At 65.5% G+C, this 25,608-nt stretch carries 25 protein-coding genes and 1 pseudogene; 10 read left to right on the top strand and 16 right to left on the bottom strand.

Annotation, left to right across the window (positions count from 1 at the left end):
• Positions 1 to 34: 34 nt before the first annotated feature.
• The 10 genes from pdxJ to rpoE form a co-directional block, all read right to left on the bottom strand.
• A complete protein-coding gene (gene pdxJ, locus WCE05_RS15400; protein ID WP_253081250.1) occupies positions 35 to 778 on the bottom strand; it encodes a pyridoxine 5'-phosphate synthase in 744 nt (247 codons plus the stop codon).
• Positions 779 to 821: 43 nt separating this feature from the next.
• Positions 822 to 1,505, bottom strand: a complete 684-nt coding sequence (gene recO, locus WCE05_RS15405) for a DNA repair protein RecO (RefSeq protein WP_225788089.1) — start codon at positions 1,503 to 1,505, stop codon at positions 822 to 824.
• A 51-nt stretch (positions 1,506 to 1,556) separates the two neighbouring features.
• Positions 1,557 to 2,459, bottom strand: a complete 903-nt coding sequence (gene era / locus WCE05_RS15410; protein ID WP_225788088.1) for a GTPase Era — start codon at positions 2,457 to 2,459, stop codon at positions 1,557 to 1,559.
• Complete coding sequence (gene rnc, locus WCE05_RS15415) at positions 2,452 to 3,141, bottom strand: ribonuclease III (protein WP_225788087.1); 690 nt, start codon at positions 3,139 to 3,141, stop codon at positions 2,452 to 2,454. Before rnc ends, era begins: the two co-directional genes overlap by 8 nt.
• A 163-nt stretch (positions 3,142 to 3,304) precedes the next feature.
• Positions 3,305 to 4,159, bottom strand: a complete 855-nt coding sequence (gene lepB, locus WCE05_RS15420) for a signal peptidase I (protein ID WP_225788086.1) — start codon at positions 4,157 to 4,159, stop codon at positions 3,305 to 3,307.
• 5 nt (positions 4,160 to 4,164) lie between these two features.
• The gene (gene lepA, locus WCE05_RS15425; protein WP_225788085.1) at positions 4,165 to 5,964 is read right to left on the bottom strand and encodes a translation elongation factor 4; all 1,800 of its coding nucleotides are present in this window, start codon (positions 5,962 to 5,964) and stop codon (positions 4,165 to 4,167) included.
• Between the two features lie 252 nt (positions 5,965 to 6,216).
• Complete coding sequence (locus WCE05_RS15430; RefSeq protein WP_225788084.1) at positions 6,217 to 7,650, bottom strand: DegQ family serine endoprotease; 1,434 nt, start codon at positions 7,648 to 7,650, stop codon at positions 6,217 to 6,219.
• Positions 7,651 to 7,818: 168 nt separating this feature from the next.
• Positions 7,819 to 8,784, bottom strand: a complete 966-nt coding sequence (locus WCE05_RS15435) for a MucB/RseB C-terminal domain-containing protein (protein ID WP_225788083.1) — start codon at positions 8,782 to 8,784, stop codon at positions 7,819 to 7,821.
• Positions 8,785 to 8,796: 12 nt separating this feature from the next.
• Complete coding sequence (locus WCE05_RS15440; protein ID WP_225788082.1) at positions 8,797 to 9,387, bottom strand: sigma-E factor negative regulatory protein; 591 nt, start codon at positions 9,385 to 9,387, stop codon at positions 8,797 to 8,799.
• 31 nt (positions 9,388 to 9,418) lie between these two features.
• Positions 9,419 to 10,000 (bottom strand): RNA polymerase sigma factor RpoE, encoded by a 582-nt coding sequence (gene rpoE / locus WCE05_RS15445; RefSeq protein WP_003252049.1) that lies wholly within the window; start codon positions 9,998 to 10,000, stop codon positions 9,419 to 9,421.
• A gap of 435 nt (positions 10,001 to 10,435) precedes the next feature.
• Here rpoE and nadB point away from each other — a divergent pair, with 435 nt between their 5' ends.
• The gene (nadB, locus tag WCE05_RS15450; protein ID WP_253081792.1) at positions 10,436 to 12,040 is read left to right on the top strand and encodes an L-aspartate oxidase; all 1,605 of its coding nucleotides are present in this window, start codon (positions 10,436 to 10,438) and stop codon (positions 12,038 to 12,040) included.
• Between the two features lie 209 nt (positions 12,041 to 12,249).
• Here nadB and WCE05_RS15455 read toward each other — a convergent pair whose 3' ends face one another.
• Positions 12,250 to 12,708 (bottom strand): protein YgfX, encoded by a 459-nt coding sequence (locus tag WCE05_RS15455; RefSeq protein ID WP_225788080.1) that lies wholly within the window; start codon positions 12,706 to 12,708, stop codon positions 12,250 to 12,252.
• Entirely contained in the window at positions 12,692 to 12,946 is a 255-nt protein-coding gene (locus tag WCE05_RS15460) for a succinate dehydrogenase assembly factor 2 (protein WP_225788079.1), read from the bottom strand. Before WCE05_RS15460 ends, WCE05_RS15455 begins: the two co-directional genes overlap by 17 nt.
• A gap of 133 nt (positions 12,947 to 13,079) precedes the next feature.
• Here WCE05_RS15460 and WCE05_RS15465 point away from each other — a divergent pair, with 133 nt between their 5' ends.
• On the top strand, positions 13,080 to 14,021 hold the full coding sequence (locus WCE05_RS15465) for a folate-binding protein YgfZ (protein WP_225788078.1): 942 nt from the start codon (positions 13,080 to 13,082) through the stop codon (positions 14,019 to 14,021).
• 55 nt (positions 14,022 to 14,076) lie between these two features.
• Positions 14,077 to 14,883 carry an HDOD domain-containing protein gene (locus WCE05_RS15470; protein ID WP_253080389.1) on the top strand — a complete coding sequence of 269 codons (807 nt, stop codon included), beginning with the start codon at positions 14,077 to 14,079 and terminating at the stop codon, positions 14,881 to 14,883.
• Positions 14,884 to 14,919: 36 nt separating this feature from the next.
• On the opposite strand, the gene WCE05_RS15475 is transcribed toward WCE05_RS15470, so the two are convergent.
• On the bottom strand, positions 14,920 to 16,299 hold the full coding sequence (locus WCE05_RS15475) for a sensor histidine kinase (RefSeq protein WP_253080388.1): 1,380 nt from the start codon (positions 16,297 to 16,299) through the stop codon (positions 14,920 to 14,922).
• Positions 16,292 to 16,963 (bottom strand): response regulator, encoded by a 672-nt coding sequence (locus tag WCE05_RS15480; protein WP_225788075.1) that lies wholly within the window; start codon positions 16,961 to 16,963, stop codon positions 16,292 to 16,294. Before WCE05_RS15480 ends, WCE05_RS15475 begins: the two co-directional genes overlap by 8 nt.
• Before the next feature lie 201 nt (positions 16,964 to 17,164).
• On the opposite strand from WCE05_RS15480, the gene WCE05_RS15485 reads away from it, so the two are divergent.
• The 5 genes from WCE05_RS15485 to WCE05_RS15505 all read left to right on the top strand — a co-directional run bounded on the left by WCE05_RS15485 (position 17,165) and on the right by WCE05_RS15505 (position 22,701).
• Complete coding sequence (locus WCE05_RS15485; RefSeq protein WP_225788074.1) at positions 17,165 to 18,454, top strand: OprD family porin; 1,290 nt, start codon at positions 17,165 to 17,167, stop codon at positions 18,452 to 18,454.
• Positions 18,455 to 18,488: 34 nt separating this feature from the next.
• Positions 18,489 to 19,469 carry a tripartite tricarboxylate transporter substrate binding protein gene (locus tag WCE05_RS15490; protein ID WP_225788073.1) on the top strand — a complete coding sequence of 327 codons (981 nt, stop codon included), beginning with the start codon at positions 18,489 to 18,491 and terminating at the stop codon, positions 19,467 to 19,469.
• A gap of 237 nt (positions 19,470 to 19,706) precedes the next feature.
• Positions 19,707 to 20,165 carry a tripartite tricarboxylate transporter TctB family protein gene (locus WCE05_RS15495; RefSeq protein ID WP_225788072.1) on the top strand — a complete coding sequence of 153 codons (459 nt, stop codon included), beginning with the start codon at positions 19,707 to 19,709 and terminating at the stop codon, positions 20,163 to 20,165.
• Between the two features lie 3 nt (positions 20,166 to 20,168).
• A complete protein-coding gene (locus WCE05_RS15500) occupies positions 20,169 to 21,683 on the top strand; it encodes a tripartite tricarboxylate transporter permease (RefSeq protein ID WP_225788071.1) in 1,515 nt (504 codons plus the stop codon).
• The gene (locus WCE05_RS15505; RefSeq protein ID WP_225788070.1) at positions 21,676 to 22,701 is read left to right on the top strand and encodes an AbrB family transcriptional regulator; all 1,026 of its coding nucleotides are present in this window, start codon (positions 21,676 to 21,678) and stop codon (positions 22,699 to 22,701) included. Before WCE05_RS15500 ends, WCE05_RS15505 begins: the two co-directional genes overlap by 8 nt.
• Positions 22,702 to 22,779: 78 nt before the next feature.
• Here the strand turns inward: WCE05_RS15505 and ung are convergent, their stop codons facing one another.
• Positions 22,780 to 23,472: a uracil-DNA glycosylase gene (gene ung / locus WCE05_RS15510; RefSeq protein WP_253099611.1), complete on the bottom strand. Its 693-nt coding sequence runs from the start codon at positions 23,470 to 23,472 to the stop codon at positions 22,780 to 22,782.
• A 126-nt stretch (positions 23,473 to 23,598) separates the two neighbouring features.
• On the opposite strand from ung, the gene WCE05_RS15515 reads away from it, so the two are divergent.
• The gene (locus WCE05_RS15515; protein WP_225788068.1) at positions 23,599 to 24,705 is read left to right on the top strand and encodes an enoyl-CoA hydratase/isomerase family protein; all 1,107 of its coding nucleotides are present in this window, start codon (positions 23,599 to 23,601) and stop codon (positions 24,703 to 24,705) included.
• A 100-nt stretch (positions 24,706 to 24,805) separates the two neighbouring features.
• Here WCE05_RS15515 and WCE05_RS15520 read toward each other — a convergent pair whose 3' ends face one another.
• Positions 24,806 to 25,243 carry a hypothetical protein gene (locus WCE05_RS15520; RefSeq protein WP_225788067.1) on the bottom strand — a complete coding sequence of 146 codons (438 nt, stop codon included), beginning with the start codon at positions 25,241 to 25,243 and terminating at the stop codon, positions 24,806 to 24,808.
• Between the two features lie 207 nt (positions 25,244 to 25,450).
• Between WCE05_RS15520 and WCE05_RS15525 the strand changes: the two are divergent.
• Positions 25,451 to 25,608, top strand: a pseudogene (locus tag WCE05_RS15525) (IS256 family transposase); the annotation flags it as partial.

The raw sequence follows: 25,608 nt of genomic DNA on the forward strand, positions 1-25,608 counted from the left end.
TTCGCGAAAGGGCCGCAAGGCGGCCCCACCTGGGTCAGCGCGCGCTGGCCGCGACGATCAAGGCCTTCATCTCGGCCACCGCCGCCTTGAAACCGACGAACAACGCATGCGCCACCAGCGCATGGCCGATGTTCAGCTCATTGATGCCCTTGATCGCCGCCACCGCCTCGACGTTGTGGTAATGCAGACCATGGCCTGCGTTGACGATCAGGCCCTGGCCAACGCCGAAGGCGACACCGTCGACGATACGCTTGAGTTCCTCGGCCACCTCGGTCGGCGACTGAGCATCGGCATAGCGCCCGGTATGCAGTTCGATGGCCGGGGCACCGACCCGACGAGAGGCTTCGATCTGCCGTTCGTCGGCATCGATGAACAGCGAAACCTCCGCACCGGTACGCGCCAGGCGCTCCACCGCCGCCTTGATCCGCGCTTCCTGGCCGGCGACGTCAAGGCCACCTTCGGTGGTCAGTTCCTGGCGCGTCTCGGGGACCAGGCAGATATGCGCCGGACGGATCTTCTCGGCGAAGGCCATCATCTCTTCGGTGACGCCCATCTCGAAGTTCATGCGGGTCTGCAGCACGTCCTTGAGCAGCAGCACGTCGCGCTCCTGGATGTGCCGGCGGTCTTCGCGCAGGTGCACGGTGATGCCGTCGGCGCCCGCTTCCTCGGCGTCCAGCGCGGCCTTGACTGGATCCGGGTAACGCGTGCCCCTGGCCTGGCGGAGCGTCGCCACGTGGTCGATGTTGACGCCGAGAAGCATGCGGTTGCTGTGAGTCACGAAAGGCTCTCCTGAAAATCGGGCCTCACAGCATACGACGTGCTCAGCGCTTGCGAAACAGTTCCCGGCTGACCAGTGGCTTGGGCCCCAGGTGCACGGCCAGGGCCTGGCGCATCAGGCGCTTGGCCGCCAGCAAGGCACCCGGTGCATCCCAGTCGGCCTCGGCCAGGGCCAGCAGCTCGGCACCGTTGAACAGCCCAGGCTGGACCAGGTACACCCGCTCCAGCCCGGCATCCACCTGCAGACGATACAGGCCGTCGGCCTGGACCGGATCGTCGTTGATGTCGCGGTCCAGGGCGAAGGCATAGCCCAGCTCATCCAGCAGGCGCCATTCGAAGGCGCGCAGCAACGGCTCCAACGGCCGGCCGGCGGCCAGGGCCTGGAGGGTCAAGGTGTAATGCTCGAACAACAGCGGATGGGCCACTTCCGCCGGCAGCAGGCGCATCAGCAGCTCGTTGAGGTAGAGCCCGCTGAACAGCGCGTCGCCATGCAGCCAGGCGGCCACGCCGACGCTGTCCAGGCGGCCGACGTTCTTCAGCTCGCCACGCCCGCGCAGTTCTACCTCCAACGGCACGAACGGCCGCACCAGGCTGCCGCCCTTGCCCCGGGCCCGGCGCAGCACCGCGCGCACGCGCCCCTGGGGCGTGAGGAAATCCACCAGCGCGCTGGTTTCCCGGTAGGCGCGGCTGTGCAGCACGTAAGCCGGTTGGCCGACTGGTTGTTCCATGGGGAAGGGCCCGGAGGGTGGGCGGCCCGTGAAGCGCCGGGCCGCCGGAGATTACAGGTCGCCGTAGCCCAGCGAGCGCAGGGCGCGCTCGTCGTCGGACCAGCCGCCCTTGACCTTGACCCAGAGGTTGAGCATGACCTTGGCGTCGAACAGCAGCTCCATGTCCTTGCGCGCGTCGGAGCCGATGCGTTTGATGCGCTCGCCCTTGTCGCCGATGATGATCTTCTTCTGCCCGTCACGCTCGACCAGGATCAGCGCATGGATGTGCAGCACATGGCCCTGCTGCTTGAACTCCTCGATCTCCACGGTGATCTGGTACGGCAGCTCCGCGCCGAGCTGGCGCATGATCTTCTCGCGTACCAGCTCGGCGGCGAGAAAGCGGCTGCTGCGGTCGGTGATCTGGTCTTCCGGGAAGAAATGCTCGTTCTCCGGCAGGTGCTGGCCGATCAGTTCTTCCAGCGCCTGCAGGTTGTGCCCCTGCTGGGCGGAGATCGGCACGATCTCGGCGTTCGGCAGTTGCTCCTGGAGCCATTGCAGGTGCGGGATCAGCTCGGCCTTCTCGTCCATGCGGTCGGTCTTGTTGACCGCCAGGATCACCGGGCCCTTGACGTACTGCACGCGCTCGAGCACCAGTTGGTCCTCGTCGGTCCAGCGGGTGCGGTCGACCACGAAGATCACCACGTCCACGTCCTTCAGGGCGGCCGAGGCGGTGCGGTTCATGTAGCGGTTCAGGGCCTTGTCGTTGGCCTTGTGCATGCCGGGCGTGTCGACGTAGATCGCCTGCACGTCGCCTTCGGTCTTGATGCCGAGCATGGTGTGACGGGTGGTCTGCGGCTTGCGCGAGGTGATCGCCAGCTTCTGGCCGAGGATGTGGTTGAGCAGGGTCGACTTGCCCACGTTGGGGCGGCCGACGATGGCCACGTAGCCGCAGCGGGTCGGGTTGCTATCAGTCATTGCCATTCTCCACGCCCAGGGCGATCAGTGCAGCGGCGGCGGCGACCTGCTCGGCGATACGCCGGCTCACGCCCTGGCCGCGGCTCTTGTTGTTCAGCAGCACCACTTCGCACTCGACGAAGAAGGTCCGGCAGTGAGGTTCGCCCTGGATGTCCACCACTTCATAGCGCGGCAGCTCGCAGGCACGCGACTGCAGGAACTCCTGCAGGCGGGTCTTGGGGTCCTTGTTGGTGTCGACCAGGGTCAAGCCGTCGAACTCGCCAGCCAGCCAGGCCAGGATGCGTTCGCGGGCGGTCGCCATGTCGGCGTCCAGATAGATCGCCCCGATCAGCGCCTCGAGGGCGTCGGCGAGGATCGACTCACGGCGAAAGCCGCCGCTCTTGAGCTCGCCAGACCCCAGGCGCAGGTACTCGCCCAGGTCGAAGCCGCGGGCCAGGCGGGCCAGCGTCTCGCCCTTGACCAGACGCGCGCGCAGGCGCGACAACTGGCCTTCGCGGGCCTGCGGAAAGCGCTCGAACAGCGCCTCGCCGACCACGAAGTTGAGGATCGCATCGCCCAGGAACTCCAGGCGCTCGTTGTTGCGCCCGGCATAGCTGCGATGGGTCAGGGCCAGGAGCATCTGCTCCTGGTTCTTGAAGGTATAGCCGAGCTTGCGCTCCAGGCGGGCAAGGGAAGCACTCATGGGGCCACCCGTGGGTTGTTCAACGCGTTGTTCAAATCAACATCCTGAAAGACTGTTTGGCTGTGGCCCACCACCCCGGGGCGGTGGAATCTCCCGATCCCTGAGAACACAGCCTATGTCAGAAAAGCATTCGGCGCTGTCTATCAGGACAGCGCCGTTGGTATCAATGGATCAGGCCGACCCGCGACAGGTTGGGGAAGTGGCTGAGCTTGGGCTCCGGCCAGCTCATCCACACCGCGAAGGCCTTGCCGACGATGTTCCGATCCGGAACCATGCCGTGCAGTTCCTTCGGAATGTTCGGATCGTCCCAGTAGCGGCTGTCGTTGGAGTTGTCGCGGTTGTCGCCCATCATGAAGTAGTGACCGGCCGGCACGGTCCATTGCTGGTCCGGCGGCATACGGTAACGGCTCATTTCCTTGCGGATCAGGTGCTCGGCCTCGCCCAGTTTCTCCTTGTACAGCTGGGCGCTGCCCAAGGTACCCGGCTCGGCGCCGACCAGCTGCTCGGCGACCGGCTGGCCATTGACGTACAGGCGCTTGTCGCTGGTATAGCGGACCTGATCGCCCGGCAGGCCGACCACGCGCTTGATGTAGTTGACGTTCGGGTCGCTGGGGTAGCGGAACACCATCACGTCGCCGCGCTGCGGGTCACCCACCTCGATGACCTTCTTGTCGATCACCGGCAGGCGAATGCCGTAGGAGAACTTGTTCACCAGGATGAAGTCGCCCACTTCCAGGGTCGGTTTCATCGACCCCGAAGGGATCTGGAACGGCTCGACCAGGAACGAGCGCAGCACCAGCACGATGAACAGCACCGGGAAGAACGACTTGCCGTACTCGACCAGCAGCGGTTCCTTGCTCAGACGCTCGACCACCGCCATCTCGGGCTGGCTGACGCTGCCCTGGTAGTTGGCGACCGCCGCCCGCCGGCGCGGAGCCAGGAACAGCAGGTCGATCAAGCCCAACAGGCCGCAGACGGCAACGGCGATGACTAGCAACAGCGGGAAATTTAGCGACATAGGACCTAGCTATCCAACCTGAGCACGGCGAGGAAGGCCTCCTGTGGAATTTCCACGTTGCCCACCTGTTTCATGCGTTTCTTACCGGCCTTCTGCTTCTCCAGCAGCTTCTTCTTACGGCTGACGTCACCGCCATAGCACTTGGCCAGTACGTTCTTTCTGAGCGCCTTGACAGTGGTGCGCGCGATGATCTGGCCGCCGATGGCTGCCTGGATCGCCACGTCGAACATCTGCCGAGGGATCAGTTCCTTCATTTTCTCCGTCAACGCACGGCCCTTGTAGTGGGCATTGTCGCGGTGAACGATCAGCGCCAGGGCGTCTACCTTGTCGCCGTTGATCAGCACGTCCAGCTTGACCAGGTTGGCCGACTGGTAGCGATCGAAATGATAATCCAGCGAGGCATAGCCGCGGCTGGTGGACTTCAGACGGTCGAAGAAGTCGAGCACCACCTCGTTCATCGGCAGGTCGTAGCGCACCTGCACCTGGGAGCCGAGGAACTGCATGTCGCGCTGAACGCCACGCTTCTCGATGCACAGGGTGATGACGTTGCCCAGGTGCTCCTGGGGCACCAGGATGGTGGCCTGGACGATCGGCTCGCGGAAGTCGGCGACCGCCGAGACGTCCGGTAGTTTGGACGGGTTGTCGACGTAGATGGTCTCGCCGGTCTTGAGCTCGAGTTCGTAGATCACGCTCGGCGCGGTGGTGATCAGGTCCAGGTCGTATTCGCGCTCCAGGCGCTCCTGGATGATCTCCATGTGCAGCATGCCGAGGAAGCCGCAGCGGAAGCCGAAGCCCAGGGCGTCGGAGCTCTCCGGCAGGTATTGCAGCGAGGAGTCGTTCAGGGTCAGCTTCTGCAGCGCTTCGCGAAAGTCCTCGAAATCGTCGGAACTGACCGGGAACAGGCCGGCATAGACCTGCGGCTGGATCTTCTTGAAGCCGGGCAGGACCTCGACCTCGGGCGTCGAGGACAGGGTCAGGGTATCACCGACCGGGGCACCGTGGATGTCCTTGATGCTGGCGATGATGAAGCCCACCTCGCCGGCCTTGAGGTCGGCGGTCTGGGTGTGTTTCGGGGTGAAGACGCCGACGCTGTCGACCAGGTGCACCTTGCCGGTGGACTTGACCAGGATCTTGTCGCCCTTCTTGACCCGGCCGTGGCGTACACGCACCAAGGAGACGACGCCCAGGTAGTTGTCGAACCAGGAGTCGATGATCAGTGCCTGCAGGGGCGCGTCGATCTCGCCTTCGGGCGCGGGGATGGTGTGTACCAGGCGTTCGAGCACCTCGTCCACGCCCATGCCGCTCTTGGCGCTGCAGGCCACGGCGTCGGTGGCGTCGATGCCGATGATCTTCTCGATCTCGTCCTTGACGCGGTCCGGGTCGGCCTGGGGCAGGTCCATCTTGTTCAGCACCGGCATGACCTCCAGGCCCTGCTCGATGGCGGTATAGCAGTTGGCCACGGACTGGGCCTCGACGCCCTGCCCTGCGTCCACCACCAGCAGCGCGCCTTCGCACGCGGCCAGCGAACGGCTGACCTCGTAGGTGAAGTCGACGTGGCCGGGGGTGTCGATGAAGTTCAGCTGGTAGGTCTTGCCGTCCTGGGCCTTGTAGTGCAGCGTGACGCTGTGGGCCTTGATGGTGATCCCGCGCTCGCGCTCCAGATCCATGGAGTCGAGGACCTGGGCTTCCATCTCGCGTGCCGTCAGGCCACCGCACATCTGGATGAAACGGTCGGCCAGCGTCGACTTGCCATGGTCGATGTGGGCGATGATGGAGAAATTGCGGATATGACTCAAATCACTCACGGGTCAACACTCGAAAAGGCTGCGAGCCGGACGCCCGCCGAAAAATAGCCGTGAATTGTAACTCAAGCCGCAGGGATATGGGAGATTCCTCATCGGACGACATGTGTACGAATACGCTTCCTGACAGCAGGCGCGGCTCCATGCCGGCCAGGTGGGGCATTCAGCCACCTCCAGGGCCACTTCGCGCCTAGGACACCTTCATGAAAAAGGGCAGCCGAAGAAGCTGCCCTTTTCCTACCTCACACCCAGCGCTTATTCCGCCAGCTTGAAGGTAATGAAGCTGGCGCGCCCCTGGCGCAGCACGCGCATGGACACCGAACGGTTCTTCGGCAGGTCCTTGGCGATCTCGGTGAACTGCTTGGCTGAGGTGATCGCCTGGTTGTTCAGGTGGCTGATGACATCGCCCGGACGCAGGCCGATCATCGCCGCCGGGCCATCCTGGACCTCCTTGATGACGACGCCGCCCTTGAGCTCCAGGGATTTCTTCTGCTCGGCGCTCAGGTCGGTCACGGAAACCCCCAGGCGGTTGCTGCTGCGCTCGGCGCCGCCCTGGCCACCGCTACCGATCTGCACGTCGTCCTCCGGCAGCGCGCCGATGGTGACGTCCAGGTTCTGCCGCTTGCCGTTGCGAATGATCTCCAGGCGGGCCTTGTCGCCATCCTTGAGGCTACCCACCAGGTGCGGCAGGTCGGCCGACATGATGATCGGCTGGCCGTTCATGCTCAGGATCACGTCGCCCACCTGCAGGCCGCCCTTGGCTGCCGGGCCGTCTTCCAGTACCTGGGCCACCAGGGCGCCGGCCGGTTTGTCCAGGCCGAAGGATTCGGCCAGGTCCTTGTTGACCTCCTGGATCACCACGCCGAGCCAGCCGCGGCTGACCTTGCCGTCTTTCTTCAGCTGGTTGGAGACATCCAGCGCCACGTCGATCGGGATGGCGAACGACAGGCCCATGAAACCGCCGGAACGGGTGAAGATCTGCGAGTTGATCCCCACCACCTCGCCGTTCATGTTGAACAGCGGACCACCCGAGTTGCCCGGGTTGATCGCCACGTCGGTCTGGATGAACGGTACGTAGGTGTCGTTGGGCAGGGTACGGCCCTTGGCACTGACGATACCCTTGGTCACCGAGTGGTCGAAACCGAATGGCGAGCCGATGGCCAGCACCCATTCGCCGACCTTGAGCTTGCTGGAGTCACCCAGCTTGACGGTCGGCAGGTTCTTGCCGTCGACCTTGAGCAAGGCCACGTCGGTACGCGGGTCGGTGCCGACCAGCTTGGCCTGCAACTCGCTGCGGTCGGACAGGCGGACGATGATCTCGTCGGCATCGGCGACCACGTGGTTGTTGGTCAGCACGTAGCCGTCGCTGGAAATGATGAAGCCCGAGCCCAGCGACTGCGCCTCGCGCTGGCGGTCGCCACGGGGCGAACGCGGCACCTGCGGCATGTTGCGCTCGAAGAACTCGCGGAACATCGGCGGCAGGCCTTCGAGGTCCGGCATCTGCCCGGCGGCGATGCGGCGCTCTGGCAGCTTCTGCTTGGTGCTGATGTTCACCACCGCCGGCGAAGCCTGCTCGACCAGGGTGGTGAAGTCCGGCAGGGACTCCTCGGCCTGGGCCGTGAGCACCTGGCCGAGCATGAGCACGGCGGCGAACATCGAGAGATAGGATTTCAAGCGTGGTATTGACATACGGCTCCCGTCACAACGAGCGTAGTTAGCAAGTAAGGCCCCTGCACAAGCAGGAAAGGCCAGACCCCGAAAAGCCTGACCTATAGAAAATTTACGAAGGGATTGCAAATGACAATGCTTTAATTTCATTTCAGCCCAGTGACTTCCAAGCTGCCGGACAGCACGCCGTCATTGACTTGCCTGGGCATCCTGGGCCCGCATCGACAGCGCGACACGCTCGGCGGTCCCCAGGGGAATCTCCCCGACCACGGTGACCATCACCTTGCCCTTGGGCGTGTTGAGGTGGCGCGACACGGCCACGGTCGGCCCCAACTGGGCACGGGTATCGGTCCCGGCATCGTCCTTGACCGGTTCCAGGAATACCGAGAAACGCGCCAGGCCATCGTCGTACATCAGGCTGCTGACGGTGCTGTTGCGTGCCGGGTCGCGGCGCACCGAGCTGTTGATCAACTCGAAGCCCGGCGGCAGCCAGTCCGAACGCCAGCCGGCAGCGGCTTCGCTGGAGGTCGCGGCAATCCGTTCGATCGGCTTGCACGCTGCACTGGCCCGCAGGTCGTCGTCGCTCGGCTGATCGTCGGTGTCCAGGCGGGTCATCTGGAAGCGCTCGAGCAACTGGCCCTTGTCGTTGAGCATCAACGAGCGCAGGGGCAGGCCGGACCGGCGGTCCAGGTGCAATTCGAACGCGTAGCGGTGCTGGTCCCGCGGGCTGAGCGTGACGATCACCGCGTCACGCCCGGCGACCCGTGACCGGCCAGCCACGGCCAGGTCGTACCAGCTCATCAGCTTCAGGGGATCGAGCACACGCGGTGCGGAGTCTGGCGGAGTACCCACGCCACTGACCAGGGAGCCGCTGACGCACTGGACCTTGCCATCGACGCGCACGATTTCCTGGGCCGCGCCATCGAGCTGCAACAACCGCTCGCTGACCTGACCGTCCTGGACGCGGTGCCAGATATCGTGGGAAGAAAAGCTGCCATTACGTTCGTAGACGAAGGAACCCTGGTAACTCTGTTCTTGCTCGGCCCGTGCCAGCCTGCCCAGCCACTCGCTCGCCTCGGGCGAGGAGTTGGCCGCCAACGCCGGCACCGCCATGCAGCTGCCGAGCAGCAGCGACAGGAGAGGTAGCGCGCGCATGATCCTCCTTACTTAGCGGTTTTCCAGGCTGGCGGCGCGGGCATAGGGCAGAGCGGTCTCGGTGCCCTTGAGCGCGGACTCCTGGGCATGCTGGCGCAGGTACCCCGGCAGACGCTGATCCCAGCCGGCCTGGTTCTGCAGCACGCCGTTGGCCATCGGCCCGGTCGGTTGCTCACTGCTTTCACTATAGCCTGCCAGTACGGCGGGGCCCTGTGCCTGTGGCATGCTCAGGCCCTGCTGGGCTGGCTGCTGGGCAGCGAGCTCGGCGCCGGTGATCTCGTCCTGGTTGTACATGCGTACGCCAGCCAGCACGGCAACGGTCACCGAGGCGGCGACAGCCAGGCGACCGATGGTGCGCCACGGGCCCTGCTTGACCTTCGCCGGCACGGCTTCGTCGGCCAGCGCCGCGGAAACCGCCGAGGCGATGTCCAGTTTCGGCAGCAGCAGTTCCTTGTGCATGGCTGCACGGGCGATCTGGTAGCGCGACCAGGTGGCACGGGTTTCAGGATCGTCGACGGCGTTCAACACCCGACGCAGTTCAAGTTCGTCCGCTTCGTTATCCATCACCGCGGACAGCGATTCCTGCAAAGCTTCACGACTCATGGCGGTTCCTCTCTTGGCTGTCGCCGCTGTCTCAGGTTTCCTGCAATAGAGGCTGCAGGGCTTTGTCTATGGCCTCCCGAGCGCGGAAGATTCGAGAGCGCACGGTACCCACCGGACATTGCATGACACTGGCAATGTCTTCGTAACTCAGTCCGTCGAACTCACGCAGGGTCAAGGCCGTACGCAGGTCCTCGGGCAGTTGCTGGATGGTGCGATGGACAGTGCCTTCGATTTCATCCCGCAACAACGAGCGCTCTGGGGACTCGAGATCCTTGAGACCATGATCGCCGTCGTAAAACTCCGCATCCTCGGAGCTCACATCGCTGTCTGGCGGCCGTCTTCCACGGGACACCAGGTAGTTCTTCGCCGTGTTGATGGCGATGCGGTACAGCCAGGTATAGAACGCGCTGTCACCGCGAAAATTTCCCAGCGCCCGGTAGGCCTTGATGAAAGCCTCCTGAGCCACATCCTGGGCTTCATGGGTGTCGTGGACGAACCGCACGATCAACCCGAGAATCTTGTGCTGATACTTCAGCACCAACAGATCGAACGCTCGCCTGTCGCCGCGCTGCACGCGCTCGACAAGCTGCTGATCCTCTTCCTGGGTTAGCATGAACACTCCTCAGTGGACTCGAAGGAGCGTTGCAACAGCCATCGTTCAGGCTTGCAACCATAGACTCGGGCTTTGCGCAAAAGTTCTCCCCTCCAAGCAAGTTTCCTGCGGCCCTTGGTCGGCTCGCACGAAAGACGCAGCGCGGTCGTGGCCGGCTGCGTCGATAATCAGGTTTCGAATACGCAGGTGTCAGCCCGGATAGAGCTGCCGCCATGCGTCGCCGCGGCATTTGTGGCGTGCGGGCAGCCTTCTTAGGATTTCCGCCGATGATGGAAAGTTCCCACGAAGATCTGCGCAACGGCGTAGACGCCATTGGAAATCAGGCACCTGTGACTGCTATAAAGGCAGCCCGGTCACGTTTCACGATAGTTTCACAATGCCATCTGCGCATGACTATTGTGCCGCTCCCTCACTCAAGAATACTAGTGTCCCGACATGAGCCAACAATTCCAACATGATGTCCTGGTGATCGGCAGCGGCGCCGCCGGCCTCAGCCTGGCACTGAACCTTCCCAGCCATCTGCGCATCGCCGTGCTGAGCAAGGGCGACCTGGCCAACGGTTCGACCTTCTGGGCCCAGGGCGGCGTCGCGGCTGTGCTCGACGATACCGACACCGTGCAATCCCATGTCGAGGACACGCTCAACGCCGGTGGCGGCCTGTGCCATGAAGACGCCGTGCGCTTTACCGTCGAGCACAGCCGCGAGGCCATCCAGTGGCTGATCGAGCAAGGCGTGCCATTTACCCGCGACGAGCACTACAGCGTCGACGATGGCGGCTTCGAATTCCACTTGACCCGCGAGGGCGGGCACAGCCACCGACGCATCATCCATGCCGCCGACGCCACCGGTGCGGCGATCTTCACCACCCTGCTGGCCCAGGCCCGGCAACGGCCGAACATCGAGCTGCTGGAACAGCGCGTGGCGGTCGACCTGATCACCGAACGCCGCCTGGGCCTGCCCGGCGAGCGCTGCCTGGGCGCCTACGTGCTGGACCGCAACAGCGGCGAAGTCGACACCTTCGGCGCGCGCTTCACCGTGCTGGCCACTGGTGGCGCGGCCAAGGTCTACCTCTACACCAGCAACCCCGACGGTGCCTGCGGCGACGGTATCGCCATGGCCTGGCGCGCCGGCTGCCGGGTGGCCAACCTCGAATTCAACCAGTTCCATCCCACCTGCCTCTACCACCCGCAGGCCAAGAGCTTCCTGATCACCGAGGCCCTGCGCGGCGAGGGCGCCCTGCTGCGCCTGCCCAACGGCGAGCGCTTCATGCCGCGCTTCGATCCGCGCGAGGAGCTGGCACCCCGCGACATCGTGGCCCGGGCCATCGACCATGAGATGAAGCGCCTGGGCGTGGACTGCGTATACCTGGACATCACCCACAAGCCGGCCGATTTCATCAAGAGCCACTTCCCCACCGTCTACGAGCGCTGCCTGGCCTTCGGCATCGACATCACCCGACAACCGATCCCGGTGGTCCCGGCCGCCCACTACACCTGCGGCGGTGTGATGGTCGACGATCGCGGCCACACCGACGTGCCAGGCCTGTACGCCATCGGCGAAACCAGCTTCACCGGCTTGCATGGCGCCAACCGCATGGCCAGCAATTCGCTGCTGGAGTGCTTCGTCTATGGCCGCGCCGCCGCCGCCGACATCGCGGCGCACCTGGACCAGGTGGGCATGCCCGCCGCCCTGCCCTGCTGGGACGCAAGCCAGGTCACCGACTCGGACGAGGACGTGATCATCGCGCACAACTGGGACGAACTGCGGCGATTCATGTGGGACTACGTGGGCATCGTGCGCACCAGCAAGCGCCTGCAGCGTGCCGAGCACCGGGTGCGCCTGCTGCTGGACGAGATCGACGAGTTCTACAGCAACTACAAGGTCAGCCGCGACCTGATCGAGTTGCGCAACCTGGCCCAGGTGGCGGAACTGATGATCCGCTCGGCCATGCAGCGCAAGGAAAGCCGCGGGCTGCACTACACCCTCGACTACCCAGGCATGCTGCCCGAGGCGCGGGATACCATCCTGAACCCGCTCTGAGGTCGTCGCGGCGACGGGTCTAAACGAGGGGCTTAGTCTGATGTGACATCGATTGGGGCTGCCTTGCAGCCCTTCGCGGGCAAGCCCGCTCCCACAGGATCGTGCATTCCTTGAGGCTTGCAGCATACTTCTGGGAGCGGGCTTGCCCGCGAAGGGCCGCAAGGCGGCCCCAATGGCTTAAGTGAACAGCATTAGGGGCTTACCCTGCCCTACAGAGAGCCCACTACCGACCACCTGCGGCGGCTGAACTTCAACCGCACACGCAAGCGCCGATGCATATCCCGGCCCAGTGCATCCTTGGGAATGCACTGGGCCTCCCCGAAGCGCCGCCCCGGGCGCACGTACCGCAACACCACCAGCCCAGGCAGCGCCACGCTGTCGCGGCACAGGCGCACCGGCTGCCAGCCCCGGGCGCGACTGAACAGCCGCCAGCCCGACGGGTCACGGCGCAGGCCGGTGATCGCCTCGGGATGCGTCAGCAGGATACGGCGGGGAATGGCCCAGCAGGCGTGGGCAACGCAGGCGACCGCCAGGGGCAGGGTCACCCACCAGGGCTGCGCCCCCAGGCCAAGGGCCGCGAACGCCAGCACCTGGCAGGCCAGGTAGGCCGTCAGCAGCAGGCGCGAGCCCTGCCAACGGCACTCGAAATGCTCACTTGGGCTGGACACGGTCCAGGATGATGCGGACCATGCGCTGCAACTCAGGGTCCTCGGACTCGTTGCGCTCCATGAACCAGCCGAACAGGTCCTGGTCCTCACAGGTCAGCAGGCGACGGTACAGCTCGCGGTCCGCTTCGCTCAGGCTGGGGTAGACCTCCTGGGTGAATGGCACCAGCAGTACGTCCAGTTCCAGCATGCCACGGCGGCTGTGCCAGAAAAGCCGGTTGAGTTCAGTTTGTTCGACCATGGGGCCCTCCTCGAATGGCCGGCCAGTATACCGTGCCGCGAACACCGCGGCACAAGGCGTTGGTCTAGTCACCTACCTATTTTGTTACCGGCGTTCTATGATGGCCGCCAGTCTCCAGCAACCGCGATGACCCATGGCCGATTCCGCTTTCTTCTGTCCCCTGTCCCACGAGGGCATCCTCGCTGTCCGCGGCTCCGATGCCGGCAAGTTCCTGCAAGGCCAGCTGACCTGCAACATCAACTACCTCAGCCAGGAACACGCCAGCCTCGGCGCCCGTTGCATGGTCAAGGGCCGCATGCAATCGAGCTTCCGCATCCTGCCGGAAGGCAACGGCTACCTGCTGGCCATGGCCAGCGAACTGCTCGAACCGCAATTGGCCGACCTGAAGAAATACGCGGTGTTCTCCAAGGCCACCCTCACCGACGAAAGCAGCGCCTGGGCCCGCTTCGGCCTGCAACACGGCGAGGCCGCCCTGCAGGCCCTGGGCCTGGCCGTACCCGGCGAGGCTGGCGCCACCGTACGCCATGACGACCTGATCGCCATCAACGTCAGCGCAGGCCGTGTGGAGCTCTGGGTGCCCGCCCCGCAGGCCGGCGACGTGCGCGCGAAACTGGCCGCCAGCCTGGCGCAAGGCAGCCTCGACGACTGGCTGCTGGGCCAGGTGCGCGCCGGTATCGGCCAAGTCATGGGCCCGACCCGCGAGCTGTTCATCCCACAGATGATCAACCTGCAGGCCGTCGGCGGCGTGAGCTTCAAGAAAGGCTGCTACACCGGCCAGGAAATCGTCGCGCGCATGCAGTACCTGGGCAAGCTCAAGCGCCGCCAGTATCGCCTGGCCCTGGACCAGGCCGAGGTACCGGCCCCTGGCACCGCGATCTTCTCGCCGACCCACGGCTCGTCGGTCGGCGAAGTGGTCATCGCGGCCAGCAGTGGCCAGGGCTGCGAATTGCTCGCGGTGCTCAGCGCCGAAGCGGTGGAGGATGACAACCTGCACCTGGGCAGCCTCGAAGGCCCGCGCCTGGAGCTGCTGAGCCTGCCCTACGAACTGGACCGCGACCGGGAAATCCAGCGCTGACCAGCCTGCCCCGCCGTACCGGCGGGGCCGCACCACCACTGCGGTAGAGAAACCCATGAACAAGCTGGCCGAGATGGTCCAAGCGCAATTGCTCGCTGCCATCGACAACGACGACCTGGTGTTGCCGACCTTGCCGGAGGTTGCCCTGAGCATCCGCGAGGCCGCCGAGAACAGCGAGATCAGCGTCGCCGCCCTGAGCAGGGTGATCGGCCGCGACGCCGCGCTGTCGGCACGCCTGATCAAGGTGGTCAACAGCCCCCTGCTGCGGGCCACGGTGGAGGTCACCGACCTGCACACCGCCATCACCCGCCTGGGTATCAACTACAGCTGCAACCTGGCGATCGGCCTGGTGATCGAGCAGATCTTCCATGCCCGCTCACCGGCTGTGGAACAAAAACTACGGGATATCTGGGCCAACAGCCTGGAAGTTGCAGGCATCAGCTATGAACTGTGCCGCCGCCATACCCAGCTCAAGCCCGACCAGGCAACCCTCGGTGGCCTGGTCCACCAGATCGGCGCATTGCCGGTGCTGATCTATGCCGAGGAACACAACGAGCTGCTCTCCGATCCAGTGTGCCTGCACTACGTGATCGAGCAGATCCATCCGGTGCTGGGTGACAAGATCCTCAGTGCCTGGGAGTTTCCCGAGCAGTTGGCCAACCTGCCCAGTCAGGTCCAGGACCTGGACCGGCGTACCGACAAGATCGACTACATCGACATCGTGCAGGTCGCCCGCTGCATCAGCCAGCGGACCCGCAGCCGCCCGCTGGCCGCCCTGCCCGCCTACCACCACCTCGGCCTGCCCCAGGGTACCGAACTGGATGTCATGGACCTGCTCGACGCGCGCAGCATGTTGCGCTGAGGGTAACGCGCCGATCTGGGGCACGGCCCCCAGCGCTCAATCGGCGATGAAACTGACCCGCACCCGCAACCCACCCTGCTCGCCATCGTGCAGGCTGATCTGCGCCAGGTGCGCCCGGCAGATCTCGCCGACGATCGCCAACCCCAGCCCGGTGCCCTGGGCGCTACGCCGGTAGAAACGCTCGAACACCCGCTCGCGCTCCTCCTCGGGAATCCCCGGCCCGTCGTCCTCCACTTCGAGGATGGCCGGCGCCAGTACCCGCAGGATCACGTTGCCGCCGACCGGCGTATGGGCCAGGGCATTGTCCACCAGGTTGCTGAGCAGTTCGTTGAGCAAGGTCGGCTCGCCCTTGAGCCACACCGGCGCCTGCGCCTCCAGGGCCAGGGCCACGCCCCGGGCATGGGCCAGCGGCGCCATGGCCAGGCCCAGTTCACGGGCCAGCTGGCTGAGGTCCAGGCGCTGCGCACCGCCTTCGGCGATCGCCCGCGCACCGTTTTCCACCCGCGCCAGCGACAGCAGCTGGTTGGCCAGATGGGTCAGCCGATCGGTGCCCTGGGCAGCAGCCTCCAGGGTCTGCCGCCATTGCTCCGGCTCGTGCGAGCGCAAGCCCAGCTCGACCCGTGCCTTGAGCGCCGCCAGGGGGGTGCGCAGCTCATGGGCGGCATCGGCGATGAACTGGGCCTGGCGCTCGAACTGGCCACGCAAGCGTTCGGTGAAGTGGTTCAAGGCCCGCACCAGGGGGCCGAGTTCGCGCTGCACCTGCACCACCGGCAGGGCGCGCAGGTCGTCGGGCTGGCGCTCTTCCACCGCCGTGCGCAGCCGCTCCAGCGGACGCAGCGCGGCGCTGACGGCGAACCACACCACCACCAGCGCGGCCAGGGCCAGCATGCCCAGGCGCAGCAAGGTATCGGCCATCAGGCCACGGGCCATGCGCACCCGTGCTTCCTCCGTCTCGGCCACGCGGATCTCGGCCATGCCATTCATGTTCGGCTCGCTGACCGCCTTGAGCAGGCTGACCACCCGCACGTCCTGGCCCAGGTAGGTGGCATCGTAGAAGCGTGCCAGGGCCGGGTAGTCGTCGGTACGTGGCGTGCCCGGCGGGGGCGCTGGCAGGTTCTCGTAGCCGGAGATCAGCCGCTGGTGGATATCCAGCACCTGGTAGTAGATGCGCCCGGCGCTGTCGTAGGCGAAGGTATCCAGGGCCACGTAGGGCACGTCGGCGCTGAGGGTACCGTCGCGCTGCGACAGGCCGGCGGCGATGGTCCGCGCCGACGCCAGCAAGGTGCGGTCGTAGGCGGTGTCGGCGGCCTCGCGGCCGTTCCAGTAGGCACTCAAGCCACTGGCCAGCATCAACACCACCAGCAGCAGGGCCAGGTTGCCCAGCAGGCGCCAGCGCAGGCTGCCGTCGTCACGCATCGCGGTGCTCGAGCAGGTAGCCGAGCCCCCTGAAGGTAACGATGGCCACCGGGTGGCCGTCGAGTTTCTTGCGCAGGCGGTGGATGTAGATCTCGATGGCATCGGGGCTGGCCTCCTCGTCCAGGCCGAACACCTGGGCGGCCAGTTGCTCCTTGCTCATCACCCGCCCAGGGCGGGCGATCAGCGCCTCGAGCACGCTCTGCTCGCGCTGGGTCAGGGTCAGGGCCTCGTCCTGCAGGGTGAAGCGCCGGGTGTCCAGGTCGTAGACCAGCGGGCCGCAGCGTTGCTGGCGCTCGCCACCGAGCACGCTGCGACGCAGCAGGGCCTTGACCCGCGCCTCCAGCTCGGTCAGCTCGAAGGGCTTGGCCAGGTAGTCGTCGGCGCCCAGGTTCAGGCCATGGACCCGGTCCTTGACGTCGCTGCGCGCAGTCAGCATCAGCACCGGCAAGGTCTTGCCCCGCCCACGCAGGCGCGCCAGCACCTCGAACCCGTCCATGCGCGGCAGGCCGACATCGAGCACGGCCACGGCATAGTCCTCGCTGGCCAGGGCCAGGTCGGCGGCCACGCCATCGTGCAGCACATCCACGGTCAGGCCCTGGCTCTTGAGGGCCTGGGCCACGCTTTCGGCCAGTGGCAGGTGGTCTTCGACCAGCAACACACGCATCGGATTCTCCCGGCTCGGGTGGGGCGTTGGCGCGGAGTGTACCGCTGTCGAGGGGCCTGTGAAGCCCTTGTGGCAAACCTTTCACGCTGAAAGGTTAGCGAAAGGTTCATTCCCTAGCATCGCACCACGGTCGCCCCATGCGCCGCAAGAAAGCACCAGCAAGGTGCACCGAAATAAGAACAATAAACGGAGTTTCCGACGATGCTGTCCACGCAGCCCCGGGCGTTCGCGCCTATCCGTTCCCTGTCCGCACGTCCCTGCACCCTCGCCAGCGCCCTCGCGCTCGCCGGTGTCGCCCCGATGAGCCAGGCCGCCTTCTTCGAAGACAGCACGGCCACCTTCGAAACCCGCAACATGTATTTCAACCGCGACTTCCGCGACGGCACCAGCGCGCAGCAATCCAAGCGCGACGAGTGGGCCCAGGGGTTCATGCTCAACTTCGAGTCCGGCTATACCGAAGGCACCGTGGGGTTCGGCCTGGATGCGCTGGGCATGCTCGGCATCAAGCTCGATTCCAGCCCCGACCGCACCGACAGCGGCCTGCTGCCGACCCATGACGATGGCAAGGCGGCCGACGAATACTCCAAGCTCGGCCTGACCGGCAAGGTCAAGGTTTCCAAGACCGAGCTGAAGATCGGCACGCTGATCCCGGAACTGCCGACCCTGCAGCCCAACGATGGCCGCATCCTGCCGCAGACCTTCGAAGGCGGCCTGGTCACCTCGCAGGAGATCAAGGACCTGACCTTCACCGGCGGCCGCCTGGAAAAGGCCAAGGACCGCAACGACACCAACTGGGAAGACATCGCCCTCAACAACAAGAACGGCCGCTTCGGCGGTACCTTCTCCGCCGACCACTACGACCTCGCCGGCCTGGACTACCAGTTCACCGACCGCATCACCGGCAGCTACCACTTCGCCCAGCTCGACGATATCTACCGCCAGCACTTCCTCGGCATGGTCGCCACCCAGCCCTGGGGCCCGGGCACCTTCGGCGCCGACCTGCGCCTGGCGGTCAGCGACGACCAGGGGCAGGCCAAGGCCGGCAGCATCGACAACACCACCGTCAATGGCATGCTCAGCTATGCCCTGGACGGGCACAAGCTCAGCGCCGCCTACCAGCACCTGTCCGGCGACAGCGCCTTCCCCTACGTCGATGGCGCCGACCCGTACCTGGTCAACTTCGTCCAGATCAACGACTTCGCCGGCGCCGACGAGCGCTCCTGGCAGCTGCGCTACGACTACAACTTCGCCGCCCTCGGTATCCCCGGCCTGACCTTCATGACCCGCTACATCAGCGGCGACAACGTCAGCCGTGCCGACGGCAGCGAGGGCAAGGAGTGGGAGCGCAACACCGAGTTCAAGTACGTGGTACAAAGCGGCCCGTTGAAGGACGTCGCCGTGCGCCTGCGTAATGCCACCTTCCGCTCGAATTTTGCCCGCGACGCCGACGAAGTGCGGCTGCTGGTGAGCTACAGCGTGGCCCTGTGGTAATCCCTACAACAACACTGCCTCACGGAGATAGACGATGACCTTTTCACTGCGCCGCCTCGTCCTCGCCACCGGCTGCCTGCTGCTGGCCGGCAACGCCCTGGCCGCCGAGCCGAAACGCCCAGAATGCATCGCCCCCGCCTCGCCCGGCGGCGGCTTCGACCTGACCTGCAAGCTGGTGCAGAGCGCCCTGGTCAACGAGAAGATCCTCAGCAAGCCCATGCGCGTGACCTACATGCCCGGCGGCGTCGGCGCGGTGGCCTACAACGCCGTTGTCGCGCAGCGTCCGGCCGATGGCGGGACCCTGGTGGCCTGGTCCAGCGGCTCGCTGCTCAACCTGGCCCAGGGCAAGTTCGGCCGCTTCGACGAGAACGCCGTGAAGTGGCTGGCGGCGGTCGGCACCAGCTACGGCGCCATCGCGGTGAAGAAGGACTCACCCTACAAGAACCTCGACGACCTGGTCGCAGCGCTGAAGAAGGACCCGGGCAAGGTGGTGATCGGCTCCGGCGGCACCGTCGGCAGCCAGGACTGGATGCAGACCGCACTGATCGCCAAGGCCGCCGGCATCGACCCGCGTGACCTGCGCTACGTAGCCCTGGAAGGCGGCGGCGAGATCGCCACCGCGCTGCTCGGCGGGCACATCCAGGTCGGCTCCACCGACATCTCCGACTCCATGCCGCACATCCAGAGCGGCGACATGCGCATCCTGGCGGTGTTCTCCGAAAACCGCCTGGACGAGCCTGAGATGAAGGACATCCCCACCGCCAAGGAGCAGGGCTACGACATCGTCTGGCCGGTGGTGCGCGGCTTCTACCTGGGGCCGAAGGTCAGCGACGAGGACTACGCCTGGTGGAAAGCCTCGTTCGACAAGCTGCTGGCCTCGGAGGACTTCGCCAAGCTGCGCGACCAGCGCGAGATGTTCCCGTTCGCCATGACCGGCGAAGAACTCGACGGCTACGTGAAGAAACAGGTTGCCGACTACAAGGCGCTGGCCCGGGAATTCGGGCTGATCCAGTAACAGTTAGTGTCCTGTCTCGGAAATAAGCTGTTCGCTTTTGGCGGCGTCTTGGGCGCCCGGCCGGCGTTGCCACTCCTCGCCATAGCCCTGCTATGACTCGTCGCGGCGCCTTGGCCGAACACCCAAGCCACTCGCCAAAAGAGAACGTATTTCCAAGACAGGACACTAGAGCCATGCGGGGGCGGCCTTTCGCGACACCAGGCCGCGCCCACAGTCGAGACTACCGAGGATTCTTCGATGATCCTGCAACGCATCTTCGCCCTGGCCCTGCTGGCGGTGTGCGCCGCCCTGGCCGTGATGGCCTGGCCTTACCAGGCCGCGTTTTCCTACGAACCGGTGGGCCCCCGCGCCTACCCGCTGCTGATGCTCGGCCTGATGGGCGTGGCGCTGCTCTACCTTGCCTTTCGTCCTACGCCCATCGTGCGCAAGGACGACGAGCCGGAGCTAGACCGCCCCACCCTGATCAAGATCACGACCTGTGTCGGCCTGTTGATCGTCTTCGCCAGCACCTTCGAGTCCCTGGGTTTCATCCTCAGCGCCATCCTCGTCGGCGTGCCGATGGCCCGGCTGTACGGCGGGCGCTGGTTGTCCAGCGTCATCGTGGTCGCGGCCATGAGCGCACTGCTCTACTGGCTGTTCGACCACGTGATGGACGTGCCCCTGCCCCTTGGCCTGCTGGACGTACTGGAGAACTGACACATGGATACCTTGAGCTACCTGGGCCAGGGCTTCGGCGTCGCCCTGAGCCCGTACAACCTGATCACCGCCCTGATCGGCACCCTGATCGGCACCGTGGTCGGCCTGCTGCCGGGCCTGGGCCCGATCAACGGCGTCGCCCTGCTGATCCCCATCGCCTTCGCCCTGGGCCTGCCCCCAGAGTCGGCGCTGATCCTGCTGGCCGCGGTGTACCTGGGCTGCGAGTATGGCGGGCGGATCAGCTCGATCCTGCTGAACATCCCCGGTGAAGCCTCCACCGTGATGACCACCCTCGACGGCTACCCCATGGCCCGCCAGGGCCTGGCTGGCGTGGCCCTGTCGCTGTCGGCCTGGAGTTCGTTCATCGGCGCCTTCATCGCCACCTGCGGCATGGTGCTGTTCGCCCCGCTGCTGGCCAAATGGGCGATCGCCTTCGGCCCGGCGGAATACTTCGTGCTGATGGTGTTCGCCATCGTCTGTCTTGGCGGCATGGCCGGCGACAAGCCACTCAAGACCTTCATCGCCGCGCTGATCGGCCTGTTCCTCTCCAGCGTCGGCATTGATGCCAACAGCGGCGTGTACCGCTTCACCGGCGACAGCGTGCACCTGGCCGACGGTATCCAGTTCGTCGTGCTGGTACTGGGCCTGTTCTCGATCAGCGAGATCCTCCTGCTGCTGGAAAAGACCCACCATGGCCACGCGGCGGTCAAGGCCACCGGGCGCATGCTGTTCAACCTCAAGGAAGCGGCCTCGGTGTTCGTCGTCAACATCCGCTGCGGCCTGCTGGGCTTCATCATGGGTGTGCTGCCTGGCGCCGGTGCGACCCTGGCCAGTGCCGTGGCCTACATGACCGAGAAGCGCATCGCCGGTGCCAAGGGCAAGTTCGGCAAGGGCGATGCGCGCGGCCTGGCCGCCCCGGAAACCGCCATCGGAGCCTCCTGCTGCGGCGCCCTGGTGCCGATGCTGACCCTCGGCGTACCGGGCTCGGGCACCACCGCGGTGATGATCGGCGCGCTGACCCTGTACAACATCACCCCGGGCCCGCTGCTGTTCGAACAGCAGCCAGACATCGTCTGGGGCCTGATCGCCTCGCTGTTCATCGCCAACATCATGCTGGTGATCCTGAACATCCCGATGATCCGCATCTTCACCCGCATCCTCGCGGTACCGAACTGGGCGCTGGTGCCAGTGATCGCGATCATCACCGCGATCGGCGTATATGCCGTGCATGCCACCACCTTCGACCTGTTCCTGATGGTCGGCATCGGCATCATGGGCTACATCTTGCGCAAGCTGGACTTCCCGCTGTCGCCGATCCTGCTCGGCTTCATCCTCGGCGGCCTGATGGAGCAGAACCTGCGCCGTGCCCTGTCGATCTCCAACGGCGAGCTGGGCATCCTCTGGTCGAGCCCGATCAGCCTGGTGGTATGGGTACTGACCGTCTTCATGCTGACCCTGCCGCTGCTGCGCATCTGGCGCAAGCGCAGCCTGCAACGCCGGGCCATGGCCGATGCCTGACCGGTCGTTGCCGCTGTTCTGGGCCACCGGGCTGGTCGGCCTTGCTGGCGGGTTTCTCGCCAGCAAGGTCGGCTGGCCCTTGCCGTGGATGGTCGGCTCGCTGCTGGCGATCATCCTGGTGCGCTGTCTGACGCCCTGGCAGTTGACGGAAATCCCCAATGGCCGCAAATGCGGCCAGTGGATCATCGGCATCGGCATTGGCCTGCACTTCACCCCAGCGGTGATCGAGCAGGTGGCCGGGCACTTCGCCCTGATCTTCTTCGGTGCGCTGTTCACCACCCTGTCGGCGGTGATCGGCGTATGGCTGCTGCGACGCACCGGCGAAGACCGCGCCACGGCGTTCTTCGCCAGCATGCCGGGCGGCTCGGGAGAGATGGTCAACCTTGGCGCGCGCAACGGCGCGGTGCTCAGCCAGGTGGCCGCGGCCCAGAGCCTGCGGGTGCTGGCGGTAGTGTTGTGCGTGCCGGCGCTGTTCAAGTTCTTGCTCGGCGATGGCATGCCGCTGAACCATTCTGCCAGCGTCAGTTGGGGGTGGCTGGCACTGATCGCGCCGCTCGGGGTACTGGCCGCACTGGGCTGGCAACGCCTGCGCCAGCCCAACCCCTGGCTGTTCGGCCCACTGCTGGTGGCCGCCTGCGCGAGCCTGGCGGGCAACCTGCAGATCGCCCTGCCGCCGGGCGCCAGCCAGGTCGGCCAATGGCTGATCGGCAGCGGCCTGGCCTGCCACTTCAACCGTGCCTTCTTCCGCCGCGCACCGTCCTTCCTCGGCCGCACCCTGCTGGCCACGGCGCTGAGCATGCTCATCGCCGCTGCGGCGGCCTGGGCCTTGAGCCTGCTGACCCACCTGGACCTGCGCTCGCTGACCCTGGGCATGATGCCCGGCGGCATTGCCGAGATGAGCCTGACGGCGGAGACCTTGCAGTTGTCGGTGCCACTGGTGACGGCGCTGCAGGTGATGCGCTTGTTGTTCGTGCTGTTTCTCGCCGAGCCGTTGTTCCGGCGCTGGAACGACGGCTGATTCGCCAGGCCGGCGGGCTTGCCCAATGCCATTTGGGGCGCTTCGTGCCCCAACTGACAAAGCCCCCTGGATCCAGGATCAGAGCGGCGGCAACGCCCAGTCGATCGGCGCCAGCCCGCGCTGTTCGAGGAAACTGTTGGCCCGGCTGAAATGCCCGCAACCGAAGAACCCGCGATAGGCCGACAGCGGCGACGGATGCACCGACTTGAGCACCAGGTGCTTGGTGCCATCGATCAGCTTCTGCTTGCTCTGGGCATGGGACCCCCACAGCAGGAACACCACGTTCTCGCACTGCTCGCTGACCACCTGGATGATGCGGTCGGTGAACGGCTGCCAGCCGGCGTTGGCGTGCGAGGCGGCATTGCCGCGCTGCACGGTCATGGTGGTGTTGAGCAACAACACGCCCTGGTCGGCCCAGCTCTGCAGATAGCCATGGTTGGGGATGGGCAGGTTGAGGTCGCGCTGCAGTTCCTTGTAGATGTTCACCAGCGACGGCGGCGTGGGCACGCCCGGCTGCACCGAGAAGCACAGGCCATGGGCCTGGCCTGGGCCGTGGTAGGGGTCCTGGCCGAGGATGACCACCTTCACCTTGTCCAGTGGCGTAGAGTTCAGGGCATTGAAGATCAGCGGCCCCGGCGGGTAGATCTCCTTGCCGGCAGCGTATTCCTGGCGCAGGAACTCACGCAGCTGCTTCATGTAAGGCTGGTCGAACTCGGCGCGCAGCGCGGCTTTCCAGCTGGGTTCGAGTTTGATGCGATCGTCGTCAGTCATGGGGCCATCCGTAAACAATGGCGCGACACTAGGTAAGCCGTCCGGCCTTGTCAATCGATCCGACCGACGACGGGCACGATCCCACTGGCGAACCATACTTGTGCGATGACTTGCGTGAGGTAGCCCATGTCCATTCATTGCGAAGTACTCACCGGTGCCGAAGGTGCGCGCATCGGCATCGCCACACTGGACGCGCCCAAGACGCTCAATGCCCTGAGCCTGCCGATGATCGAGGTCCTCGACGAGCACCTGCGGGCCTGGGCCAGCGACCCTGGCATCGTCTGCGTACTGGTGCGCGGCAATGGCCCCAGGGCGTTCTGCGCCGGCGGCGATGTGCGGGCGCTGGTCAATGCCTGCCGTGACCATCCTGGCAGCGTGCCTGCGCTGGCCGCGACCTTCTTCGCCGCCGAATACCGGCTCGACTACCGCCTGCACACCTACCCCAAGCCCCTGCTGTGCTGGGGGCATGGCCACGTGCTGGGCGGCGGCATGGGCCTGTTGCAGGGGGCCGGCGTGCGTATCGTCACCCCCAGCAGCCGGCTGGCCATGCCGGAGATCAGCATCGGCCTGTACCCGGATGTCGGCGCCAGTTGGTTCCTCGCCCGCCTGCCGGGCAAGCTCGGCCTGTTCCTCGGCCTGACCGGCGCGCCGATCAATGCCCGTGATGCCCTCGACCTGGGCCTGGCCGACCGCTTGCTCGGCGAATACCAGCAGGAGGCGTTGATCGAGGAACTGCTGCAACTGAACTGGCAGGAGCAAACCGTCCTGCAACTGAACAGCCTGCTCAAGGCCGAGCAGCATCGGGCCTGCGCCGAATTGCCCGAGGCCCAGTGGCTCCCGCGCCGGGAGCAGATCGATGCCTTGCTCGATGTGGCCGACCCGGTAGCGGCCTGGCGCGCCCTGTGCGGCTTGAGCCAGCATGCCGACCCGCTGCTGGCCGAGGCCGGGCAGCGGCTGCACGAGGGCTGCCCGCTGACGGCGCACCTGGTATGGGAGCAGATCCGCCGGGCGCGCTACCTGTCCCTGGCCCAGGTGTTCCAGATGGAATACACCATGAGCCTGAACTGCTGCCGTCATCCAGAGTTCAGCGAAGGCGTGCGTGCGCGCCTGCTGGACAAGGACAACCAGCCGCGCTGGCACTGGCCGGACATCGCCCAGGTCCCGGCCGCGGTGGTCGAGGCGCATTTCGCCAAGGTGTGGGAGGGGCGGCATCCGTTGGCCGACCTAGGGTGAGCAAGTTTCCTCCAGGCCATGGCGGCACGCCATGGCCTGTGGGGAATTCCGTGGTTTTTGACATCCAGGTAGGCCGCTACCTGACTGCCGGGCATTGGCCTCAACGCCGCCAGTTACGGTCCCCCTGCCGGCCATCAGGTCGGCGCTTGTCTTCGCCCCGGCCATTGGAGTGCCAGCGCTCGTTCTGGTAGCGCCGGTTGTCGTTGCGGTAATCATGCCGGTCCCGATCCCGGCCGTAATCGTAGCGATGGCGGTTGCCGTAGTCATGACGCGGGTTACCGTGCCATTGCTTCACGACAGGCGGTGGATAGGGCTTGTAGTGCGGTGCGGGCGCCGGCCGGTAGTAACGTGGCGCGGGCTGGTAGTAGTAGCGCGGTTGCGGCGCGACGTAATAGCGGTCGTAGCGGTAATGGCCCGGATAAGCATAGCGATCGCTGGTGTAGTAGTCCGTGCGGTAATACCCCCCGCCCCCATGGTAGGGTGCGCAGGCGGTGGTCAACAGGCCCAGCAGGGCGATCAGCAGCATTCGACGGTACATGGCGGCCTCCTGGACCGCTGGAGTGCCCGACCCAGCGGCGCTGGCGAGCGTCGACGGATAAGCGTTCATCGACATCGAATAAGACCGTCGCGCCCAGGTACAGTGCCATTTTTGCAATAACTTGAAACAGCTTGTCCGTCCCGCCCAAGCGACGCGAGGGTGTCAGAAATTTTGTGTTCGGGCATAACATGAGTAAGAGGTGCATGTATGCCAACCAAAAAGAAACCCTTGCGTGACCTGCCCAAAATCCCCAAAGAGCTGCTGGAGCAGTTCGGTGAGGGCCTGATGACCGCAGAAGCTATCGAGGATGCCTCTGCGGCGTTTAAGAAGGCCCTGATCGAACGCGCGCTGCATGCCGAGCTTGG

The sequence above is a fragment of the Pseudomonas sp. I2 genome, assembly GCF_040984075.1.
In the GTDB taxonomy this organism is placed as follows: domain Bacteria; phylum Pseudomonadota; class Gammaproteobacteria; order Pseudomonadales; family Pseudomonadaceae; genus Aquipseudomonas; species Aquipseudomonas guariconensis_B.

What these genes read in the sequence shown, in the direction of transcription:
- rpoE (WP_003252049.1), bottom strand. Translation starts at nt 10,000, where the DNA reads ATGCTAACCCAGGAAGAGGATCAGCAGCTTGTCGAGCGCGTGCAGCGC.
- era (WP_225788088.1), bottom strand. Translation starts at nt 2,459, where the DNA reads ATGACTGATAGCAACCCGACCCGCTGCGGCTACGTGGCCATCGTCGGC.
- WCE05_RS15500 (WP_225788071.1), top strand. Translation starts at nt 20,169, where the DNA reads ATGGATACCTTGAGCTACCTGGGCCAGGGCTTCGGCGTCGCCCTGAGC.
- WCE05_RS15520 (WP_225788067.1), bottom strand. Translation starts at nt 25,243, where the DNA reads ATGTACCGTCGAATGCTGCTGATCGCCCTGCTGGGCCTGTTGACCACC.
- WCE05_RS15490 (WP_225788073.1), top strand. Translation starts at nt 18,489, where the DNA reads ATGACCTTTTCACTGCGCCGCCTCGTCCTCGCCACCGGCTGCCTGCTG.
- WCE05_RS15495 (WP_225788072.1), top strand. Translation starts at nt 19,707, where the DNA reads ATGATCCTGCAACGCATCTTCGCCCTGGCCCTGCTGGCGGTGTGCGCC.
- lepB (WP_225788086.1), bottom strand. Translation starts at nt 4,159, where the DNA reads ATGTCGCTAAATTTCCCGCTGTTGCTAGTCATCGCCGTTGCCGTCTGC.
- recO (WP_225788089.1), bottom strand. Translation starts at nt 1,505, where the DNA reads ATGGAACAACCAGTCGGCCAACCGGCTTACGTGCTGCACAGCCGCGCC.
- WCE05_RS15435 (WP_225788083.1), bottom strand. Translation starts at nt 8,784, where the DNA reads ATGCGCGCGCTACCTCTCCTGTCGCTGCTGCTCGGCAGCTGCATGGCG.
- WCE05_RS15480 (WP_225788075.1), bottom strand. Translation starts at nt 16,963, where the DNA reads ATGCGTGTGTTGCTGGTCGAAGACCACCTGCCACTGGCCGAAAGCGTG.
- nadB (WP_253081792.1), top strand. Translation starts at nt 10,436, where the DNA reads ATGAGCCAACAATTCCAACATGATGTCCTGGTGATCGGCAGCGGCGCC.
- rnc (WP_225788087.1), bottom strand. Translation starts at nt 3,141, where the DNA reads ATGAGTGCTTCCCTTGCCCGCCTGGAGCGCAAGCTCGGCTATACCTTC.
- WCE05_RS15430 (WP_225788084.1), bottom strand. Translation starts at nt 7,650, where the DNA reads ATGTCAATACCACGCTTGAAATCCTATCTCTCGATGTTCGCCGCCGTG.
- WCE05_RS15515 (WP_225788068.1), top strand. Translation starts at nt 23,599, where the DNA reads ATGTCCATTCATTGCGAAGTACTCACCGGTGCCGAAGGTGCGCGCATC.
- WCE05_RS15440 (WP_225788082.1), bottom strand. Translation starts at nt 9,387, where the DNA reads ATGAGTCGTGAAGCTTTGCAGGAATCGCTGTCCGCGGTGATGGATAAC.
- WCE05_RS15470 (WP_253080389.1), top strand. Translation starts at nt 14,077, where the DNA reads ATGAACAAGCTGGCCGAGATGGTCCAAGCGCAATTGCTCGCTGCCATC.
- WCE05_RS15485 (WP_225788074.1), top strand. Translation starts at nt 17,165, where the DNA reads ATGCTGTCCACGCAGCCCCGGGCGTTCGCGCCTATCCGTTCCCTGTCC.
- WCE05_RS15465 (WP_225788078.1), top strand. Translation starts at nt 13,080, where the DNA reads ATGGCCGATTCCGCTTTCTTCTGTCCCCTGTCCCACGAGGGCATCCTC.
- WCE05_RS15460 (WP_225788079.1), bottom strand. Translation starts at nt 12,946, where the DNA reads ATGGTCGAACAAACTGAACTCAACCGGCTTTTCTGGCACAGCCGCCGT.
- ung (WP_253099611.1), bottom strand. Translation starts at nt 23,472, where the DNA reads ATGACTGACGACGATCGCATCAAACTCGAACCCAGCTGGAAAGCCGCG.
- WCE05_RS15475 (WP_253080388.1), bottom strand. Translation starts at nt 16,299, where the DNA reads ATGCGTGACGACGGCAGCCTGCGCTGGCGCCTGCTGGGCAACCTGGCC.
- WCE05_RS15505 (WP_225788070.1), top strand. Translation starts at nt 21,676, where the DNA reads ATGCCTGACCGGTCGTTGCCGCTGTTCTGGGCCACCGGGCTGGTCGGC.